Origin of the sequence: Paracoccus sanguinis (assembly GCF_900106665.1) — a bacterium.
GTDB classification, from domain to species: domain Bacteria; phylum Pseudomonadota; class Alphaproteobacteria; order Rhodobacterales; family Rhodobacteraceae; genus Paracoccus; species Paracoccus panacisoli.
Genome location: NZ_FNNA01000001.1, coordinates 1,284,205 through 1,302,448, shown reverse-complemented (window position 1 = coordinate 1,302,448; position 18,244 = coordinate 1,284,205). Strand labels below are relative to the sequence as shown.

The following is an 18,244-nucleotide window of genomic DNA, read 5'->3' as shown; positions in this document are numbered from 1 at the left end:
GGCCTAGTCCTCGCGCCGCAGCGCCGGCAGGCCCACGCCGGTCGCGTCGAACCCGCCATCCACCGCCAGCGTCTGGCCGGTGACGAAACTCGCCGCCTCCGACAGCAGGAAGGCGATCCCCTCGCCGATCTCGCGCGCCTCGCCGTAGCGGTTGAGCGGGATGGCGTCGTAATAGGCCGCGATGATCTCGGGCGCGTGGACGGCCATGGCGAGCTTGGTCCTGACCGGCCCCGGCGCGATGCAGTTCACGCGGATGCCCTGCTCGCCCAGTTCCGCCGCGAACTGCTTGGTCAGGTGGATCACCGCCGCCTTCGAGGTGCCATAGGCGACCCGCAGCGTGGACGCCCGCAGCCCCGAGATCGAGGCGATGTTGACGATCGCCCCCCGCGTCTCGGCCAGCGCCGGGACCAGCGCCTGGGTGCAGAGGAACACCCCGTCGAGGTTGGTGGCCATCACCTCGCGCCACGCCTCGAAATCGGTCTGCGGGGCGCGGGCGAACAGCGCCACGCCCGCGTTGTTGACCAGCCCGTCGAGCCGCCCGAAGCGGCTGAGCGCCGCGTCCCGCATGGCGTCCACCTCGGCCGGGATCGAGACATCCGCGACGATCGGATTCACCCCCTGCAAACCCGCGGCCGCCTCGGACAGCGCCGGGCCGTCGCGGTCGACCATCGCCACCTGCCAGCCGCGTTCGAGCAGGATTTCCGTTGTGGCGAGGCCGATGCCGCGCGCGGCCCCGGTGATCAGCGCGACCTTGGCGTGGGTGGTCATGGGCGGTCCTCCATCGGTTCGATCAGCAGTTCCAGCGTCACGCCCACCGGGTTGGCGCCGCGTTTCAGCTCGCCCGACTTGATCCGCCCGGCGATGTCCACGACCTCGATGCCCACCTGCGCCCGACCCGCGCGCAGCACCGCGCCGTGCAGCCGCAGTTCGGTGGCGAGGCAGTCCATCCGGCCCCCCTGGGCGAAGCGCACATGGTCGATGCTGCCGAGGCCATGCAGCCGGGCGTCGATGATGCCATGCGCGGCGGCGAGCGCCTCGATGGAGGTCACCACGTCCTCGCCCGGCGCGATCCGGGCGAGGAGGCTGTCGCCCGCGCCGCCACCCTCGGGCTGGAACAGGGTGAAGGCGGTCTCGTCGTCCGGGCGCGCCACGAACCCGGCGTCCCGCGCCCCCAGCCCCGTCACCGGGGCGTCGGCGGCCACGACGCTTTCGAACGGCAGCAGATGCCCCATCGCCACCGGCGCCCGGCCCGCCTGCCACAGCCCGTGTCCGTGCAGGAAAGCCGCCCCGTCGCGCGTCCCGACGCTGGCCGTGGCGCGAATGATCCGTGCGTCCTCCAGACTGTGCGTGTCCGAATACCACGCCGCATGGACCCCGTCGGTGGAGAGCGCCGGCAGCACATAGCGCAGCGGCTCGCAGGTCAAGCCGTCCAGAAACACCATCCCGCCGCGGCAGCCGGCCTCGGCGAACAGCCTCGCCACGCCCGCCATCACCGTCTCGCCGGCCCTCAGCACCCCCGAGACCGGCTCAACCCGCGCCCGCACCGCAACCGCCCGCTCGGCCGCGCGCGGGCCGGGATGGACCATGCGCCCGGTTTCTTCCCTGCCCAAATATCCCGGCCGGGCGGCCACGCCGGGCGCCGCGCCCGCCGCAGCGCGCCCCCGTCCGGGCGGGGCCGGCGCACTCATGTCCCCGCCCCACGATCCGCCTCGCGGCGGTCAAGTTCCTCGCGGATCATCTTCTTGGTGATCTTGCCGTAGGCGGATTTGGGCAGCGCCTCCCAGAACACCACGCGCCGGGGCAGCTTGTAGCGGCTCAGCTTGCCGTCGAGGAAGGCGGTCAGCCCCGCCTCGTCCACCTCGGCGCCCGGACGCGCCACGCAGACCGCCCAGCCGACCTCGCCCCAGAGCGGGTCCGGCATCCCCAGCACGGCGACCTCGCTGATCGCGGGGTGAGTGAGAATCTTCTCCTCGATCTCGCGCGGATAGACGTTGGACCCGCCCGAGATGAACATATCCGACTGCCGCCCGGTGATATAAAGGTACCCCGCGGCGTCCATGTGGCCCAGATCGCCGGTGCGGAACCAGCCGTCGCGGAAGGCCTTGGCGTTGGCCTCGGGGTTGTCGTGATAGCCCGCGAACACCGCCGGGCCGATCACGCAGATTTCCCCTGTCTCGCCCGGCCCCACTTCGCGGCCCGCGTCGTCCTGCACCTGCACCTCGATCCCGGTGCGGGGAAAGCCGCAGGTCCCGATCCGCGCCGTCGCGTCGTCGCCGTCATGCGCCCAGGCGGGCAGGACGGTGATGTTGCCGGTCACCTCGCCCAGCCCGAAATACTGCACCAGCACCGGGCCCAGCGTCGCCAGCGCGCGCTTCTGGTCCTCGCGGTACATCGGCGCGCCGGCGTAGATGACATAGCGCAGGGAGGACAGGTCGGCCGAGGCGGTCGCGGGATGCTCGACCAGCAGCTTGAGGATGGTGGGGACGGTGAACATCGTGGACACCCGCCACTCGGCCACCAGCCGCCACACCGTCTCGACGTCGAAACGCTCGGACGGCATCAGGACCGTCTTGACCCCCCGCGCCACCTGCGTGAGCTGGTGCACCCCCGCGCCATGCGAGAGGGGCGCCACCACCAGCGAGGCATCCGCCCCCGTCAGCCCCGGCATCAGGTCGGCGAGGTGGTTCGTCACCACGAACCCCATCTGCCCATGCGTCAGGACCGAGGCCTTGGGCCGCCCGGTGGTCCCAGAGGTGAAGAAGAACCAGCAGGGATCGTCGCGGTCCACCGCCGCCACCTGCGGGCGCTGGCCCATGTGATCCTCGGTCAGCGCCTCGAGCGCGGGGTCGAACGTCCCGCCGCCGATGGACAGCGTCCACGCCAGATCGGGGCAGTCCGCCGCGCAGGCCGCGGCGTGGTCGGGAAAGGCCGCGTTGCAGATCAGCCCGCGCGCGCCCGAGGCCTGGGTGAGATAGACGACCTCGTCGGGCGTCTGGCGGAAGTTGGCGGGCACCCAGACCCCGCCCGCGCGCCAGACCGCAAACATCGCCTGCATCATCTCAAGGCAGTTCTGCGACTGGACCATCACCCGGTCGCCCTTCTGCAGCCCCAGCCGGTCCTGCAACCCCGCCGCCAGCGCATCCACGCGTGCGTCGAACGCGGCCCAGCTCCACCGCGCCTCGCCCATCACCTGCGCCACGCCCTCGGGGTCGCGCCGCGCCGCTTGCGTGAGCAGCGTGGCGAGGTTCATGACGCGGGTCGAGACCGGCTTCATCGCACCCTCTCGAGGATCGAGCAGTAGTTGGCGACCGCCGCCCCGCCCATGTTGAACACCCCGGCGAGCGTCGCGCCCGGCACCTGCATCGCGCCCGCCTCGCCCACGAGCTGCATCGCCGCCATGACGTGCTGCGAAACCCCCGTGGCCCCGATCGGATGCCCGCGCGCCTTGAGCCCGCCCGAGGGGTTCACCGGCAGCGCGCCGTCCATCCGCGCGGTGCCCTCGCGCACCACCTTCCAGCCCTCGCCGGGCGCGGCGAGGCCCATCGCCTCGTATTCGATCATCTCGGCGATGGTGAAGCAGTCGTGCGTCTCGACCAGATCGAGGTCCGCGATCCCCACCCCGGCCTGCGCCAGCGCCCCGGCCCAGGCGCGATGTGCGCCCTGGAACGCGATGGGGTCGCGCCGCGAGAGCGCCAGCAGGTCGCCCGCCTGCGCCCGGGCCCGGAACCGGACCCCGCGCGCCAGCCCCGCGGCCGTCGCCGCATCCGCCAGCACGAGGGCCGCCGCCCCGTCCGAGATGAGCGAGCAGTCCGTGCGCCTGAGCGGCCCCGCCACCAGCGGGTTCTTGTCGCTGGGCGTGTTGCAGAAATCGACGCCGACATCCTTCTGCATATGCGCCAGCGGGTTCCGCGCCCCGTTCGCGTGGTTCTTGGCGGCGATCATGGCGAGCTCCTCGCTGCGATCCCCGTGGCGCTGGAAATAGCTCTTGGCGATCTGCCCGAAGACCCCGGCAAAGCCGCCCGCGACCGCCGCCTCCTCGGGGACGTAGCTGGCGGCCAGCAGGATGTCGCCGACCTCGGCCACCGGGGTGGCGGTCATCTTTTCGGCCCCGATCACCAGCGCCACCCGCCCCCGGCCCGAGGCGATGAAATCCGCCGCCGCGTAAAGCGCGGCCGAGCCGGTGGCGCAGGCGTTCTCGGTCCGCAGGAACGGCACGCCGGCGAGCTCGGGCGTGCCCATCGCCACCAGCGCGCCCTGGAAATCCTGCCGCGAAAAGCCGTTGTTCCAGACCCCCACGAAGATCCCGTCCACGTCGCCCGCCGTGACGCCCGCGTGGGCCAGCGCCGGGCCCGCGACCTCGGCCATCAGGGCCTGGGTGTCGGGCGCCTCGGACTTGCCGAACTTCGTATGCGCCCAGCCGACGATCAGCGGGTCGTTCGGGCGAAGGGTGGGGTCGGTCACGGCAGCATCCTTTCCGGGGTCAGGTGATGGGCCAGCCGGTCGGCCAGCGTGGCGGCCTCGGCCCGAAGCAGGCGGGCCAGATCCTCCTCGCGCGCCGGGCCCATGCGCGTCTCGACCGCGGCGATCGAGAGCGCCGCGGCGGGCCGCCCGTCGGGCCAGAGCACCGGCACGCCGATCCCCCACGAGCCCGCGACGACCCGCCCGGGGTTCAGCGCATGGCCGGTGGCGCGGGCGCGGGCCACGTCGCCCGCCACGTGGGCGGCGGCCTCCTCGCCCATCCTCGCGGTCAGCGCGGGGGCGAGGCGCCGCAGCGCCGCCTGCGCCTCGGCCTCGGGCAGCGCGGCGAGCAGCGCGATCCCCGCCGCGCCCGCGCCCAGCGGGTTGCGGTCGCCGGCCAGCATCGCGTGGGTGCGGACCGGGTGGGCGCCCTCGATCCGCGTGAGGCACAGGTATTCGTCGCCCTGCGGCACCACGACGAAGGCGCTGTCGCCGCTTTCCGCCGCCAGCCGGGCCACGCAGTCGGCGGCGAGCCGCGCCATGTCGTGCCGCCGCCCGGCGCGCAGGCCCAGAAGCCACGCGCCGGGCCCGAGGTGATAGGCGCGGCTGCCGCGGTCCTGTTCCACCAGATGCGCGGCGATGAGCGAGATGAGCAGCCGCCGCGCGGTCGGCTTGGACATCCCCGCCGCGCAGGCGAGCGCGGCCAGTGTCGCCCCCTCGGCCGGGGCCCGGCCCACCGCCGCGAGCAGCCCCAGCGCCCGGTCCACCGCCTGCGCCCCGCCCTGCACGGCAGGGGCGGGGGTGGCGCGGTCGGGCGCCGTGGCCAGCGCGGCGGGCCGGGACAGCATCAGGCGAGCGTCCGGCCGATGGCCTTTTCGAGGATCGCCCAGGCCTCGTCGCCGTACTTGCCCTTCCACTCGGCATAGAAGCCCGCCTCGCGCAGCTTCGCCTCGAACGGCGCCGGGTCGACCTCGTTGAAGACCAGCCCCGCCTTTTCCAGATCGCCCTTGAGCGAGGCGTTCAGCGCCTGCACGTCGGCGCGCTGGTTCACCGCCGCGGCGTTGAAGTGCTTGGCGACGACGGCCTGAAGATCCTCGGGCAGCCCGCCCCAGGCGCGGCGGTTGGCCAGCATCCAGAACCCGTCCCACATGTGGTTGGTGAGCGAGCAGTATTTCTGCACCTCGGCCAGCTTCGAGGTCGAGATGATGGCGAGCGGGTTCTCCTGCCCGTCCACGATCCCGGTCTGCAGCGCCGAATAGACCTCGGCGAAGTTGATCGAGGTCGGCGCGGTCCCCAGCGCCGTGAACATCGAGGTCCAGAGCGGCGAGACCGGCACCCGGATCTTCATCCCCTCGAAATCGGCGGGGGCGGTGATCGGCTTGACCGACGAGGTCGTCTGGCGGAAGCCGTTGTCCCAGATCTTCTCCATCACCACGAGGCCGGATTTCTCGATCTCGGCCCGCTCATAGGCGCCCAGCTCGCCGTCCATCGCCGCCCAGACGGCGTCGTAGTTCGGGAAGGCGAAGCCCACCCCGTTGATCGAGGCGTTCGGCACCAGCGTCGACAGGATGATCGGCGACAGCAGGAAGAACTCGACCCCGCCCGAGCGCAGCTGGCCCAGCACGTCGGTGTCGGCGCCAAGCTGGTTCGACGGGAACACCTGCACGTCCACGCGCCCGCCGGTTTCCTCGGCGATGGCCTTGACGGCTTCCGCGGCGCGAATGTTCGTGGGGTGGGTCATCGGCTGGTTGTTGGCCAGCTTCATGGTGAACTCGGCGGCCCGCGCCGGGCCGGGGCGCAGGAAAGGCGCGGCGAGGCCGGCGGCGGCGGCGCCGAGCAGAAGCGTGCGGCGGGTGGTCTGCATGGTGGTCTCCTCCCAGAGAGTTACAGATAGGCAGTGGACAGCGCCGGCACCGCGGCGATCACCGCGAGGCCGGCGAGCAGCGCGGCGAGATAGGGCCAGATGCGGCCCATCACCTGATCGGGCGAGATGCCCGCGATCTTGCAGGCGATGTAGAAGCCGATGCCGATGGGCGGCGCCATCAGGCCGATGTTCATCGCGGTGACGACGACCATCGCGTAGTGGATGTCGTTGATCCCCAGCGTCCGGGCCAGCGGGAACAAGATCGGCGCCAGCAGGACGATGGCCGGCAACCCCTCGAGCACGCAGCCGAGGATCAGGAAGACCACGATCGAGGCGACCAGAAAGATCGCCGGCCCGCCCGGCAGCCCGGCCATCAGCGCCGTCAGGTCGCGGGCGAACCCCGACTGGGTCAGCGCCCAGGACATGGCCGAGGCGGTGCCGAGGATCAGCAGGATCGCCCCCGACATGGCCACCGTCTCGACCAGCATCGGCACCACCCGCCGGCGCGGGATGCCGCCATAGAGCACGACGCCGATCACGAAGGCATAGACGACGGCGATGGCCGAGACCTCGGTCGCGGTGGCGATGCCGCCGCCGACGAGGCTGCGGATCATGAAGGGCAGCGCCAGCGCCGGGGCGGCGATCAGCGCCGTCCTGCCGATGATCGACATCGGCGCGCGGCGCACGCCGCCCATGTCCTCGCCCCGCGCCTTCCAGCGCGCGAGCACCGCGAGCACCAGCAGCAGCACCATCGCGATGACGAAGCCCGCGGTGAAGAGCCCGGCGATGGACACCCCGGCCGCCGAGCCGAGCACGATCAGCACGATGGACGGCGGCACCGTGTCGGCCATCGCCGCGCCGGTGGCCAAGAGCGCGGTCATCTCGGCCGGCGAATGGCCGCGGCGGCGCATCTCGGGGAAGAGCGCCGGGGCCACGGTCGCCATGTCCGAGACCTTGGACCCCGAGATCCCCGAGACGAGGAACATCGAGCCCAGAAGCACGTAGCTCATCCCCGCCTTCACATGGCCCAGCAGCGAGGCGAGGAAATTGACGATGGCCCGGCCCATCCCCGTCTCGTCGAGGATGCAGCCCAGAAGCACGAAGACCGGCACCGACAAGAGGATCAGCGACGACATCCCCTCGTCCATCCGGCCCAGCATGACGAACACCGGCGCGTGGCTGGCGAAGGTCAGATAGGCGAGCGTGCCGAGCGCGAAGCAGAAGGCGATGGGCACCCCGATGGCCAAGAGCCCCGCCACGACCAGCCCGAGGAACAGCGGCAGGTTCCAGTTCCCCAAGCCCGCGAGCGTCGGGCGCGCCCACAGCAGCACCCCCACCACCGCCCCGATCAGCAGGATCGAACCGAAGATCGCCGGCCAGTCGCGGCTGCGCGCCACCGACAGCAGCATGAGGATCGTCATCAGCCCGATCCCCGCCGGCAGCGCCGAGGCGCGGATCGACATCGGCAGGCCCATCGCGGGCGAGGTGATGAAGGATTCCTCATAGGCGTAGCTGACTGCCTCGGGCAGCAGCCGGATCAGCAGCACCGCCACCGCGATGCGCCCGAACACGTCGAGCGCCCGCTGCATCCGCTCGGAAAAGAGCGGCAGCACGATGGTCAGGCGCAGATGCTCGTGCCGGTCCACGGCGATGGCCGCGCCCAGCAGCGCCATCCAGATGAAGGCGAGCGAGGCGAGCTCGTCGCCCCAGATCAGCGGGTGGTGCAGCACGTAGCGGAAGAACACGTTGGCGACGACCACCGTCATCATCAGCGCCAGCAGCGCCGCGGCGGCGAGCTCCACCGGGCGCATCCACGGCTCGGCCTTCTTCGGCTCGGTCAGCGTCTCGATGCCGCCCAGCGCAAGCTCGGCGTCCGGTTCCTCGGCGCGCTCCATCCGTCCTCCCCCGCCGCGCGCGTTCCGCCTTATGGAGCGGGGGTCGCGTCGCGTTCTCCTCAGACGACAGAGAAGCCGCGGAAAACGCCGCGGGCAAGGGAAAAATGCGGGTTGTCGTCGTTCCGCAATATGGAACAGGCGTGCTGGCCCTGTCGCCCCCTCACCGTGTGACGCCACGTCGCTTTCGCGCAGCCCGCAGCGCGGCGTAGGCTTCGCCCCGAAGCGGCGGGGGGAGGCCAGCCATGACCGAGATCAGGGGCGCCGTGGCGCTGGTGACCGGGGGCGCGTCGGGGATCGGGCGCCTGACGGCCGAGCGGCTGCTCGCCGCCGGGGCCGCGCAGGTGACACTGTGGGACGTCGATGCCGCGGCGCTCGCCCGCACTGCCGCGCAGCTCGGGCCTGCGGTGACGGCGGTGCGCGTGGACCTCTCCGATCCCGACGACCTGTCGCGCGCCATTGCCGAGGCCGAGGCGGCGGGCTTCGCCCCCGACATCCTGATGAACAACGCGGGCATCGTGGTCGGCAAGCCCTTCGCGGATCACTCGGACCGCGACATCCGCCGCACCGTCGAGATCAACAGCGTCGCCCCGATGGTCCTGACCCGCGCGTTCCTGCCGGGCATGATCGCCCGCAGGCGCGGGCACGTCGTCAACATCGCCTCGGCCGCAGGGATGCTGTCGAACCCCAACATGGCGGTCTATGCGGCCAGCAAATGGGCGATGATCGGCTGGTCCGATTCGCTCAGGCTCGAGATGGAGATGGGGCGCACCGGGGTCCGCGTCACCACCGTCGCCCCGACCTACATCGACACCGGGATGTTCGCGGGCGCCAAGCTGCGGCTGATCCCGCTGCTGAAACCCGAAAAGGTCGCGGATGCAATCGTGCGGGCGATCCGGCGCGACCGCATCTTCCTGCGCCTTCCCGCGATCGTGAACACCCTGCCGCTGCTCAAGGGGCTGATGCCCGTGCGGGTATTCGACGCGGTGGGCGCACGGATGTTCGGCGTCTATCACTCGATGGACCGCTTCCGGGGGCGGGAATGAGCGCGGCGGACCTGCTCGCCCGCCAGCGCGCGGATTTCGCCGCCGGGCCGCGCCCCGATGCGGCGGCGCGGCGGGCGGCGCTGGCGGCGCTGGCCCGCGCCATCCGCGCCCATGAAGCGGCGCTCATCGCCGCCGTCGATCAGGACTTCGGCGGCCGTCCGGCGGCCGAGACGCAGGCGCTGGAACTCGTGCCGCTCTACGCACAGATCGCCCACGCGCGCCGGCACCTCGCGCGCTGGATGCGGCGGCGGCGGGTGGCGGGCTCGCCCTTCCTGTGGCCGGCGCGGGCGTTGTGGGAATACCAGCCGCTCGGCGTGGTGGGGGTGATCGGGGCCTGGAACTATCCGATCCTGCTGACCCTCGGCCCGGCGGTCGAGGCGCTCGCGGCGGGCAACCGGGTGATGCTGAAGCCCTCGGAACTCGCCCCCCGCACGGCCGAGGCGCTGGCCACGCTGGTCTCTGGCGCCTTCCCGCCCGAGAAGCTGGCCATCGTGACCGGCGGGGTCGAGGTCGCCCGCGACTTCTCGGCGCAGCCCTGGGACCATCTGGTCTTCACCGGCTCGACCCGGGTCGGGCGCGAGGTGATGGCGGCGGCGGCGCGGAACCTGACGCCGGTGACGCTGGAACTGGGCGGCAAGTCGCCCGCGATCCTGCACGACAGCGCCGACCTGCCCCGTTCGGTGGGGCGGCTGATGACCGGCAAGCTCTACAACGCCGGGCAGACCTGCGTGGCGCCGGATTACGCGCTGGTCCCGTCGGGCCGGATCGCGGCGTTCGAGGCCGAGGCGGCGCGGGCGGTGGCGCGGCTCTACCCCAAGGGGCTCGGCGCGGACTACACGCGGATCGTGAGCGACGGGCACCTGACCCGGCTGCGCGATCTGGTCGCCGACGCGCGGACGCGGCGCGCGGGTTGTTGAGCTCGCCCCGGTGCCGCCCGGTGCCAACGGCCGGATCATGCCGCCGACGCTGTTGATCGACCCGGACCCCGACAGCCTGCTGATGCGCGAGGAGATCTTCGGCCCCGTCCTGCCCGTGGTCCCGGCCGGGACGCTCGACGCGGCGCTGGCGTTCGTCAACGCAAGGCCGCGCCCGCTCGCGCTCTACTACTTCGACGACGACCGGGGGCGGCAGGATGAGGTGCTGGCGCGGACCATGTCGGGCGGGGTGACGCTGAACGACACGATCTTCCACCTCGCGCAGCTCAACCTGCCGTTCGGGGGCGTCGGGGACAGCGGCATGGGCGCCTATCACGGGCTCGACGGCTTCGCGCAGTTCTCGAAGAAGCGGCCGGTGATGGTGCAGGCGCGCTGGGCCGGGACGGCGCTGGTGCGCCCGCCGTGGGGCGCCCGCGGGCAGCTGGTCGGCACGCTGCTCGCCGCTGCGCGCAAGCTCGCAGGAGCGGGGCGCCGCTAGCCCTCGGCCGCGTCGAGGAGCCCGCCGACCCAGCGCGCCGCGAGCCAGCCCGCGGGGACGGTCAGCGGCACGGCCAGCGCCATCGCCAGCCATGGGCTGAGGCTGCCCCAGCCCATCGCCTGCCCGATCAGCGCCCCCATGAACAGGTTGATCGCCACCGCCGCCCAGACGAAGGGCGCCAGCCCGAGCGCCAGCCGCCAGCGGAACGGGGCCCGGCCTGCCGCAGGGACCGGGCCACCGCACCGCTCAGTGGCTGGTGCCTTCCTCGAAGTGGATCTTGTTCCAGACATTGTACTTCCCGCTGGGCTTGCGCATCGGCAGGCGCTTCACCTCTTCAAGCGTCTTGGCGTCGTAGACGATCACCGCGCCCTCATCCTCCCACACCGAAACGAGCGCATAGCGGCCGTCCTTGGTGAACTCGGTATGCGCGACGGTCTTGCCCGGCGCGGGGTTCAGCGTCTTGACGATCTCGAGCGTCTGCTTGTCGATGATGTGCATCTCGTCCTTGTGCGGGCCGAAGAAGACGTCCGCCCAGACATAGGGCGAGGTCTCGTGGCTGCGCAGGAAGAACCCCGGCCCGTCGGTCTTGATCTGCTTGACCAGACTCCAGTCGCTCATGTCGATGACCGACAGCACCCCCTCGTTCAGATGCGGGGTGGCCAGCACCTTGTGGCCGTTGCGATCCCAGGTGATGCCCGAGCCGAGATGCGGCATCCCCGGCAGCGGCAGCTCGGCCACCTTGCCGCCCGAGACGAGGTTGATCACAACGCCCTTGGTGCCCTCGCGGTTGGTGCCGATCAGGTTGCGGTAGCCGGGGTCGAAGAAGAAATCGTCCAGCGGCTCGGCGATCGGGATGCGGCGCCGCGCGAACAGCCCGGCTTGCGCGCCGAAGCTCTCTTTCGCGCCGGCCTCGTAGCTGTGGACGTAGCCGTCCTCGTAGGGGCCGGCGTCGGGCGAGGTCGCCACCTCCCAGATCTCGGGGGCGTCCTTGAGGGCGAGGATGAAGCTCTTGCGATCGGGCGCCTGATAGACCGCCGAGACGCGGCTGGGGGTGCCGTCCTTGGCCTTGACCTCGATCACCTTGACCGGCTCGAGCGTGGCGGTGTCGAGGATGGTCAGCGTCTGCGGCAGGTAGTTGGCGACGGCGAGCCACTTGCCGTCGTGGCTCATGGCGATGTTGCGGCTGTTGAGGCCGGCGCGGACGCGGCCGACCTCTTTCAGCGACCAGATGTCGTATTTCTCGACCCAGCCGTCGCGCGACATGACGAAGACATAGCGCCCGTCGGGCGAGAACTTCGGCCCGCCGTGGACGGCGTAGGGCGTGGGGAAGCGGTCGAGCACCTCGAAGCTGTCGCCGTCCAGCACGCTCACGTGGTGGTCGCCGGTTTCCACGACCAGCGTGATGTTCATCGGGTCGGCGCTGAACACGGGCTTTTCGGCGGGGGTGTAGTCCTCGGCCATCACGCGCGATTCGGCGATCTCGGGCGCGCCCCAGGCGGGCACCTCGGCCACCGGGGACTTGATGAACTCGACCAACCCGGCGATCTGCTCGGGCGAGAGCGTGCCCTCGAATCCCGCCATCTGGGTCGAGGGGCGGCCATGCGCGATCACCGCGTCAAGGCCCTTGACCCGCCCCAGCGTCTCGGGGATCAGCGCCGGCCCGGTGCCGCCCATGCGGTTCTCGGCGTGGCAGGAGGCGCAATGCTCGGCGTAATCCGCCGCGGCATCGGCCAGCGCCGCGCCGGGCAGGGCCAGCGTGAGCGCGAGCGACAGCGGGCGAAGGGGTATCCGGGCCAGAAGGACGCCGGAGCGTGCGCGCGCGGGCGTTTCCTTCTGGTGAAAATCCCCCCGCCGAGGGTGTCTTTCAGAAGAAACGATGCGCGGGATCATGGCTCTTGCCTCGGAACGGGGAAACGGTCAGCCGGTCGAGGTCGTGCGCGACCCCGATCTCGGCGTGGGAGAGATAGCAGGCCGGGTCCTCGGCCCACGGGTCGCCGGTCAGTTGCAGCGCCCGGATGCGGGTGTTGCCGCCGCACACGTCCTGGAAGGCGCAGGCGCCGCAGCGGCCCTTGAGCGGGCGGGGCCGCGTCCGCAGCGTCGCCAGCATGGGGTCGTCGCCGGTCCACCACGCGCTGAACGGCTTTTCCTTGACCGAGCCCACCGTGTAGTCCGACCAGTAGGTGTCGGGGTGCACCTTGCCCTGCGGGTCGATGTTGGCGACCCCCAGGCCCGACGAGTTGCCGCCCCACGCCACGAGATGCTCGCGCAGATGCGCCACCGCCTCGGGCGCGAAGCGGCTCTCGGCCCAGCGCAGGAAATACACCGCGTCGGCGTCGTTGTTGCCGGTCACGATCTCGAGCGGGCGGCCGTTCGCCACCGCATCCCAGCCGCGCTCGATCAGCAGGTCCATCGCCCGGCGGGTGTGGTCGTGCTCCTGATCCTCGCCGCGGTGCTTGTCGCCGCGCCCGGCATAGACGAGGTGCGACAGGTAGAACTTGTCCACCCCCTCGGCCTCGCACAGGTCCAGCATCTGCGGCAGCTGGTCGCCATTGTCGCGGGTGATGGTGAAGCGCAGCCCCACCTTGACGCCGCGCGCCTTGCAGGCCCGGACGCCGGCGAGGGCGTTGGCAAAGGCCCCCTCGACCCCCCGGAACCAGTCGTTCGTGGCCCCGATCCCGTCGAGGCTGATGCCGACATAGTCGAACCCCAGCGCCGCGACCCGGTCGGCCACCCCCGGCTCGCCCAGCTTCGTCCCGTTGGTCGAAAGCGACAGGTGGCGGAAGTCGAGCGCCCGCGCCCGCTCGGCCAGGTCCCAGAAGTCGAAGCGCGAGAGCGGCTCGCCGCCCGACAGGATCAGCGCCGGGATGCGGAAGGCGGCGAGGTCATCGAGCACCCCCATCGCCTGGTCGTGGGTCAGCTCGCCCGGAAAGACGTTGTCGGAGCTGACGGTATAGCAGTGCCGGCACTTGAGGTTGCAGGTGCGGGTCAGGTTCCAGATCACCACCGGCTTCACCGATCCCGGCGTGCCGCGGCGGCGCACCGGGGTGGGGTGCTTGAGCTGGTGCATGTACTGGGTCAGGCGGAACATGGCGTTCCCTTCTCAGTCGGCCAGCCGAAGGCCGGTCTTTTTCAGGATGCGCGTCGAATAGAGGATGTCGGACGCGCGACAGGCGGGGCCGAGGATCGCCTCGACCTCGCGGCGCTTGGCCTCGACCTCGTCCCGGCCCGAGCCGTGCAGCATGGCGAAGAGGTTATAGGGCCAGGCCGGCCGCGCGCGGGGGCGCTGGTAGCAGTGGGTGACATAGGGCAGCGCGCCGATCCGGGCGCCGAGCGCGCTGATCTGGTCGTCGTCCACGTCCCAGACGCTCATCCCGTTGGCGGTCATGCCGAGCGCGTAGTGATGCGGCGCGATGGCGATGCGGCGGATGATCCCGCGCTCCTGCATCGCGGCGATGCGCTCGATCACCTCGGCCTCGGTCAGGCCGATCACGGCCGCGACCTCGGCATAGGGCGCGGGCGTCAGCGGCAGCCCGGCCTGCGTGGCCTTGACGATGCTGCGGTCGATGGCGTCGAGCGGGGTCATGCCGGCACCCGGAAGCCGATGAAATATTCCTCGAGCTTTGGAAACAGCATCACGCTCAGCCCCGTCTCTGCCTCGATCGCCCCGGCCGCGCGGGCGATGCCCTCGGGCCGGTCGGTGGCCAGCACGAACCACATGTTCAGCGCGTGGCTGCGTTCATAGTTATGCGCCACCTCGGGCCGCGCATTGACCTTTGTCACGACCTCGTCCCAGCGTTCGGCGGGCACCGACATCGCGCAGAGGCAGAACGCCCCGCCCATCGCGGCGGCGTCGAAGAACGGGCCGAAGCGGGTGATGGCACCGATCTCTCTGAGCCGCGCGATCCGGGCGATCAGCGCATCGCCGGTGATCCCCAGCGCGGCGCCCGCGTCGTCATAGGGGCGCGGGGTGATCGGAAACCCCTCCTGCAGCGCGTTGAGGATCGCGCGGTCGGTCGCGTCGAGCGTGCCCTCGGGCAGGGTCTGGCGGGCGGGGCGGGTCATGCGTCCGCCCCGGCGAGGTGCGCGGCCGGGTCTTCGGCGGGGGCCTCGATCAGCGCACCGCGCTGCTTGAAGCAATGGGTCGAGAACAGGATCTTGTGCGGCGCGTCCGACAGCGCCGGCAGGGCGCGGGCGCGGGCCAGCACCGCCATCGCCTCGGGGCGGGTGCGGGCATGGATCATGCAGAAGAGCGGCCAGTCCCAGACCCCCGGCACCGTCCGGCGCTGGTAGCAGAGCGTGACCCCCGGCAACTGCGCGAGCGCGGTGCCGGCGGCCTCGATCCGGTCCTCTGGCAGTTGCCAGACCACCATCGCGTTGGCGGTCCAGCCGAGCGCCCGGTGCCGCACGATCACCCCCACGCGGGTCAGGATGCGCGCCGCCGACAGCGCGGCGATGCGGTCGATCACCTCGGCCTCGCTGCGCCCCAGCGTCTCGGCCAGCGCCGCGAAGGGCTGCGGCACCAGCGGCAGGCCCGCCGACAGCGCCTGCATCAGCGGCCGGTCGTCGTCGCGCAGCACGTCCATATCCGCCGCGCGGTCCAGCCCGAGTGCCGCGCGCGGGCCGCTGAGCCGAAAGCCGAGGTCGATGTTGAAGGGCCGCACCAAGGGCAGCGACAGGACGCGCAGGCCGCTCGCCGCCTCGATCCGGGCGAGGCAGGCGGAAAGCTCCGTCTCGGTCGGCGCGGTGGCGACGAACCACAGGTTCCAGTCGTCCTCGCGCAGGTACGAGTGGTTCACCCCCGGCTCGGCGCCGACGATGGCCGCGACCGCCTCGATCCGCGCCGCCGGGATCGCCAGCGCCGCGAGGGTCGAGGCGCCCGCGGTGTTCGGCCGGCAGGTCGCGCCGACGCGGGTGATCCGCCCCGACGCCTTGAGCCGGGTCAGGCGGTCGAGCACCTCGGCCTCGGTCAGCCCGAGCGCCGCGCCCATCGCCGCGAAGGGGCGCGGGACCAGCGGCAGGTCGCGCTGGAACTCGTCCAGCAGCCGCGTGTCGGGGCAGGGGGTGGGGCGGGGCGGCGTGGGGCGGGGCGGGGTCAGGTCGTTCATCGTCACAGCCCCATCCGGTGCGCCCGGGCGGTGAAGAAGATGCCCGAGGGCGCCTGCGCCGGCACCTCGCCGATCAGCTCATAGGTGCGGGTGTCGTAGATCAGCACCTTGTTCTCGTCGCGCGCCGACAGCCAGACCTCGCGGCCGCGCGGCGTGAACTCCATATGCAGGATGCCGCGCCCGGGGGTCAGGGTGCGCTTGACCTCGTGCGTCAGCGCGTCGAGCACCTGCACCGTGCCGTTGTCGGGCGGCGCGAAGTTCACCCACAGCTCGCGCGCGTCGGGGCGGGCGGTGACGAACACCGGCTGGCCCGCGACCCTGGTGCGGCCGGTCTCGGCCCCGGTCGCGGCATCGGCCCACAGCACCTCGTGGTGGCCCACTGCCGGCAGCGCATAGCTGCCCGCGGCCAGCGTCCAGCCCTGCAGATGCGGCATCTTGTAGACCGGCAGGTCCGGTTCCTCCTTGCCGTAGTCGGGCAGGATGCGCCGGACCGCCGGCGGGTCCTGCCACAGATCCAGCGTGGTCAGCCCCTTTTCGCCGAAGAGCCCGACCAGATAGGTCCGCCCGTCCGCGGTCATCAGCCCGTCATAGGGGTTCTTGCCCACGCCCTCGACGCGGGTGATCTCGGGCTTCGCGGGGTTGCGGGCGTGGTCGAGCAGCCAGACCTCGCCCGTGTCCCAGGTCGCCACGATGAAGCGCGACCCCGGCACGTCGGCGAGGCCCACGGTCTTCGACCCCATCGGCACGTCGGCCACCGGGGCGAGGGTGTCGGCGTCGAACACCCGCACCCCGCCCGGCTCGTAGTTCGAGACCGCGACCAGCTTGCCGTCGTCCGAGATCGCCCCGCCGATGGCGTTGCCGGCCTGGACGATCCGCGCCTCGAGCGTGCAGGCGAGGATGTCGAGCTTCGACAGCCCCCCGTCGCGGCCGAAGACATAGGCGTGCCGCTCGTCGGGCGAGAAGGTCAGCGAGGCGTGGGAAAGGTCGCCCAACCCCTCGATCCGGCAGAGTGCGGCGCGATCGGACTGGTCCACGACGAGGACCGAACCGGTGGCGCGCTCGATCACGACGCCGAGGTCGCCGGTCCCGCGCAACAGCGCCGGGGGCACCGAGGGCGGGGTGGGGACGGGGATGTGCGGCACGTCCGCGGCCGCCGCGGCGCTGGTGGAGGCGGCGCTGGTGGCGGGGGCGCTGGCGGCGAGGGCCGCGGGCGCAGGTTCCGCAACCGCGGACCCCTGCGGGGCCGCGGGCGCCTGCGCGGCGGCGGCGAGCGGCAGGGAAAGCGTGAGGGCCGTCAGGGCGAGCAGGGTTTTCGGGGTCATTCGACCTTCTCCGTCTTGAGGTAGTCGGCGATCCAGCGGGCGTCGGCCTCGGAGATGAGCGGCCGCCAGGGGGGCATCGCGGTGCCGGGAATGCCGTCGAGGATGATCGCGGCCAGCCCCTCGGTGTCGAACCCCGCGAGGTCGGCGGGGGTGATAGGCTTGCCGAGGCCGCCCTTCATCGTCAGCCCGTGGCACGAGCCGCAGTCCTGCACGACCATGTGGCGCAGCTCGGCCGCCCGCGCGGGTGCAACCGTGTCGGGCGCGACCGTCCCGGGCGCTGCCGCGACCGCGCCCGTGACGGCCAGGGCGGCCGCGCAGAGGGCCGCGGTCACGCCGGGGTCAGCCATGCCCGACCACGCGCAGATGCGCCGCCTTCAGCTCGCGCGGCAGGGGCAGCGCGGCGGTGGCGTAAAGCCCGGCGACGCGGCCGATCATGAACAGCACCGGCGCCTCCATCGGCTCGGCGGCGAGGTCCGCGGCGATCCGCGCCAGCGTCGAGGGCAGGCGCCGCTCGCGCGGGGTGGTGGCGTGGGCGACGGCCAGCACCGGCAGGTCGATGGGCAGGCCGTGGGCGATCAGCCGGGCGGCGATCTCGGCCATGTTGGCCGCGCCCATATAGACGACCAGCGTCGTGTCGGGGTCGGCAAGGCTCTCCCAGTCGAGTTCGAGCGCCTCGTCCGCGGCGCGGTGGCCGGTGACGTAGCGCACGCCGGTGGCGAGCCCGCGGTGGGTGAGCGGCACGCCTGTCGAGGCCGCCGCCCCCTGCGCCGCGGTGATCCCCGGCACATAGGCATAGGCCACGCCCGCGGCGGCAAGCTCCTCGGCCTCTTCCGAGCCGCGGCCGAAGATCAGCGGGTCGCCGCCCTTCAGCCGCGCCACGGTCAGGTCGGCCTGCGCCAGCTCGACCAGCAGCGCGTTGATCTGGTCCTGCGGGACCGAGTGGAAGCCCGCGGTCTTGCCGACCGAGATGCGGCGCGTGGCGGCGGGCACCAGCGCCATGATCTCGGGGCTGACCAGCCGGTCATGGACCACCACATCGGCGCTCTGGATGAGACGCAGCGCCTTGAGCGTCAGCAGGTCCGGATCGCCCGATCCGGCGCCGATGAGGAAGACTTTGCCCGGCATCTTGGTCGGTGTCCCTTGC

General features: G+C 72.0%; 19 protein-coding genes. 3 read left to right on the top strand and 16 right to left on the bottom strand.

Translation table 11 applies throughout. The features are described from left to right. Nucleotides 1–3: 3 nt before the first annotated feature. The 7 genes from BLW17_RS06340 to BLW17_RS06310 all read right to left on the bottom strand — a co-directional run bounded on the left by BLW17_RS06340 (nucleotide 4) and on the right by BLW17_RS06310 (nucleotide 8,217). The gene (locus tag BLW17_RS06340; RefSeq protein WP_036733985.1) at nucleotides 4–768 is read right to left on the bottom strand and encodes an SDR family NAD(P)-dependent oxidoreductase; all 765 of its coding nucleotides are present in this window, start codon (nucleotides 766–768) and stop codon (nucleotides 4–6) included. Continuing rightward, nucleotides 765–1,586, bottom strand: coding sequence for a PCC domain-containing protein (locus tag BLW17_RS06335; protein WP_036733983.1), 822 nt, complete (start codon nucleotides 1,584–1,586; stop codon nucleotides 765–767). Before BLW17_RS06335 ends, BLW17_RS06340 begins: the two co-directional genes overlap by 4 nt. 98 nt (nucleotides 1,587–1,684) lie before the next feature. Beyond that, nucleotides 1,685–3,274 (bottom strand): acyl-CoA synthetase, encoded by a 1,590-nt coding sequence (locus BLW17_RS06330; protein ID WP_052176419.1) that lies wholly within the window; start codon nucleotides 3,272–3,274, stop codon nucleotides 1,685–1,687. Beyond that, complete coding sequence (locus BLW17_RS06325; RefSeq protein ID WP_197055281.1) at nucleotides 3,271–4,461, bottom strand: acetyl-CoA acetyltransferase; 1,191 nt, start codon at nucleotides 4,459–4,461, stop codon at nucleotides 3,271–3,273. Before BLW17_RS06325 ends, BLW17_RS06330 begins: the two co-directional genes overlap by 4 nt. Continuing rightward, nucleotides 4,458–5,306 carry an IclR family transcriptional regulator gene (locus tag BLW17_RS06320; protein ID WP_052176418.1) on the bottom strand — a complete coding sequence of 283 codons (849 nt, stop codon included), beginning with the start codon at nucleotides 5,304–5,306 and terminating at the stop codon, nucleotides 4,458–4,460. Before BLW17_RS06320 ends, BLW17_RS06325 begins: the two co-directional genes overlap by 4 nt. Then, nucleotides 5,306–6,322, bottom strand: a complete 1,017-nt coding sequence (locus BLW17_RS06315; protein WP_036701757.1) for a TRAP transporter substrate-binding protein — start codon at nucleotides 6,320–6,322, stop codon at nucleotides 5,306–5,308. The genes BLW17_RS06320 and BLW17_RS06315 overlap by 1 nt, the downstream gene beginning before the upstream one ends. A 20-nt stretch (nucleotides 6,323–6,342) precedes the next feature. Then, a complete protein-coding gene (locus tag BLW17_RS06310; RefSeq protein WP_036733979.1) occupies nucleotides 6,343–8,217 on the bottom strand; it encodes a TRAP transporter large permease in 1,875 nt (624 codons plus the stop codon). A 242-nt stretch (nucleotides 8,218–8,459) separates the two neighbouring features. On the opposite strand from BLW17_RS06310, the gene BLW17_RS06305 reads away from it, so the two are divergent. Genes BLW17_RS06305 through BLW17_RS19015 form a run of 3 tightly spaced genes read left to right on the top strand, consistent with a single transcriptional unit; the run spans nucleotide 8,460 to nucleotide 10,673 of the window. After that, on the top strand, nucleotides 8,460–9,260 hold the full coding sequence (locus BLW17_RS06305; protein ID WP_036733977.1) for an SDR family oxidoreductase: 801 nt from the start codon (nucleotides 8,460–8,462) through the stop codon (nucleotides 9,258–9,260). After that, nucleotides 9,257–10,177 (top strand): aldehyde dehydrogenase family protein, encoded by a 921-nt coding sequence (locus BLW17_RS19020; RefSeq protein ID WP_197055280.1) that lies wholly within the window; start codon nucleotides 9,257–9,259, stop codon nucleotides 10,175–10,177. The genes BLW17_RS06305 and BLW17_RS19020 overlap by 4 nt, the downstream gene beginning before the upstream one ends. A gap of 37 nt (nucleotides 10,178–10,214) precedes the next feature. Beyond that, nucleotides 10,215–10,673, top strand: a complete 459-nt coding sequence (locus BLW17_RS19015; RefSeq protein WP_269429083.1) for an aldehyde dehydrogenase family protein — start codon at nucleotides 10,215–10,217, stop codon at nucleotides 10,671–10,673. On the opposite strand, the gene BLW17_RS18500 is transcribed toward BLW17_RS19015, so the two are convergent. The 9 genes from BLW17_RS18500 to cobA form a co-directional block, all read right to left on the bottom strand. Next, nucleotides 10,670–10,831, bottom strand: a complete 162-nt coding sequence (locus BLW17_RS18500; protein ID WP_231572789.1) for a hypothetical protein — start codon at nucleotides 10,829–10,831, stop codon at nucleotides 10,670–10,672. The two genes, BLW17_RS19015 and BLW17_RS18500, sit on opposite strands and share 4 nt — an antisense overlap. 88 nt (nucleotides 10,832–10,919) lie before the next feature. Next, nucleotides 10,920–12,563: a nitrite reductase gene (locus tag BLW17_RS06290; protein ID WP_081969149.1), complete on the bottom strand. Its 1,644-nt coding sequence runs from the start codon at nucleotides 12,561–12,563 to the stop codon at nucleotides 10,920–10,922. Then, entirely contained in the window at nucleotides 12,538–13,761 is a 1,224-nt protein-coding gene (gene nirJ / locus BLW17_RS06285; protein WP_036733974.1) for a heme d1 biosynthesis radical SAM protein NirJ, read from the bottom strand. Before nirJ ends, BLW17_RS06290 begins: the two co-directional genes overlap by 26 nt. 12 nt (nucleotides 13,762–13,773) lie before the next feature. Continuing rightward, nucleotides 13,774–14,256 carry a siroheme decarboxylase subunit beta gene (gene ahbB, locus BLW17_RS06280; protein WP_036701770.1) on the bottom strand — a complete coding sequence of 161 codons (483 nt, stop codon included), beginning with the start codon at nucleotides 14,254–14,256 and terminating at the stop codon, nucleotides 13,774–13,776. Continuing rightward, nucleotides 14,253–14,735 (bottom strand): Lrp/AsnC family transcriptional regulator, encoded by a 483-nt coding sequence (locus tag BLW17_RS06275; protein WP_052176417.1) that lies wholly within the window; start codon nucleotides 14,733–14,735, stop codon nucleotides 14,253–14,255. Before BLW17_RS06275 ends, ahbB (BLW17_RS06280) begins: the two co-directional genes overlap by 4 nt. Further along, nucleotides 14,732–15,778: a siroheme decarboxylase subunit beta gene (gene ahbB / locus BLW17_RS06270; RefSeq protein ID WP_074826227.1), complete on the bottom strand. Its 1,047-nt coding sequence runs from the start codon at nucleotides 15,776–15,778 to the stop codon at nucleotides 14,732–14,734. Before ahbB (BLW17_RS06270) ends, BLW17_RS06275 begins: the two co-directional genes overlap by 4 nt. Before the next feature lie 2 nt (nucleotides 15,779–15,780). Further along, on the bottom strand, nucleotides 15,781–17,100 hold the full coding sequence (locus BLW17_RS06265; protein ID WP_081969241.1) for a cytochrome D1 domain-containing protein: 1,320 nt from the start codon (nucleotides 17,098–17,100) through the stop codon (nucleotides 15,781–15,783). Beyond that, nucleotides 17,097–17,447, bottom strand: coding sequence for a c-type cytochrome (locus BLW17_RS06260; protein ID WP_052176598.1), 351 nt, complete (start codon nucleotides 17,445–17,447; stop codon nucleotides 17,097–17,099). Before BLW17_RS06260 ends, BLW17_RS06265 begins: the two co-directional genes overlap by 4 nt. Then, the gene (gene cobA, locus BLW17_RS06255) at nucleotides 17,440–18,225 is read right to left on the bottom strand and encodes a uroporphyrinogen-III C-methyltransferase (protein ID WP_036736051.1); all 786 of its coding nucleotides are present in this window, start codon (nucleotides 18,223–18,225) and stop codon (nucleotides 17,440–17,442) included. Before cobA ends, BLW17_RS06260 begins: the two co-directional genes overlap by 8 nt. Between the last annotated feature and the right edge of the window lie 19 nt (nucleotides 18,226–18,244).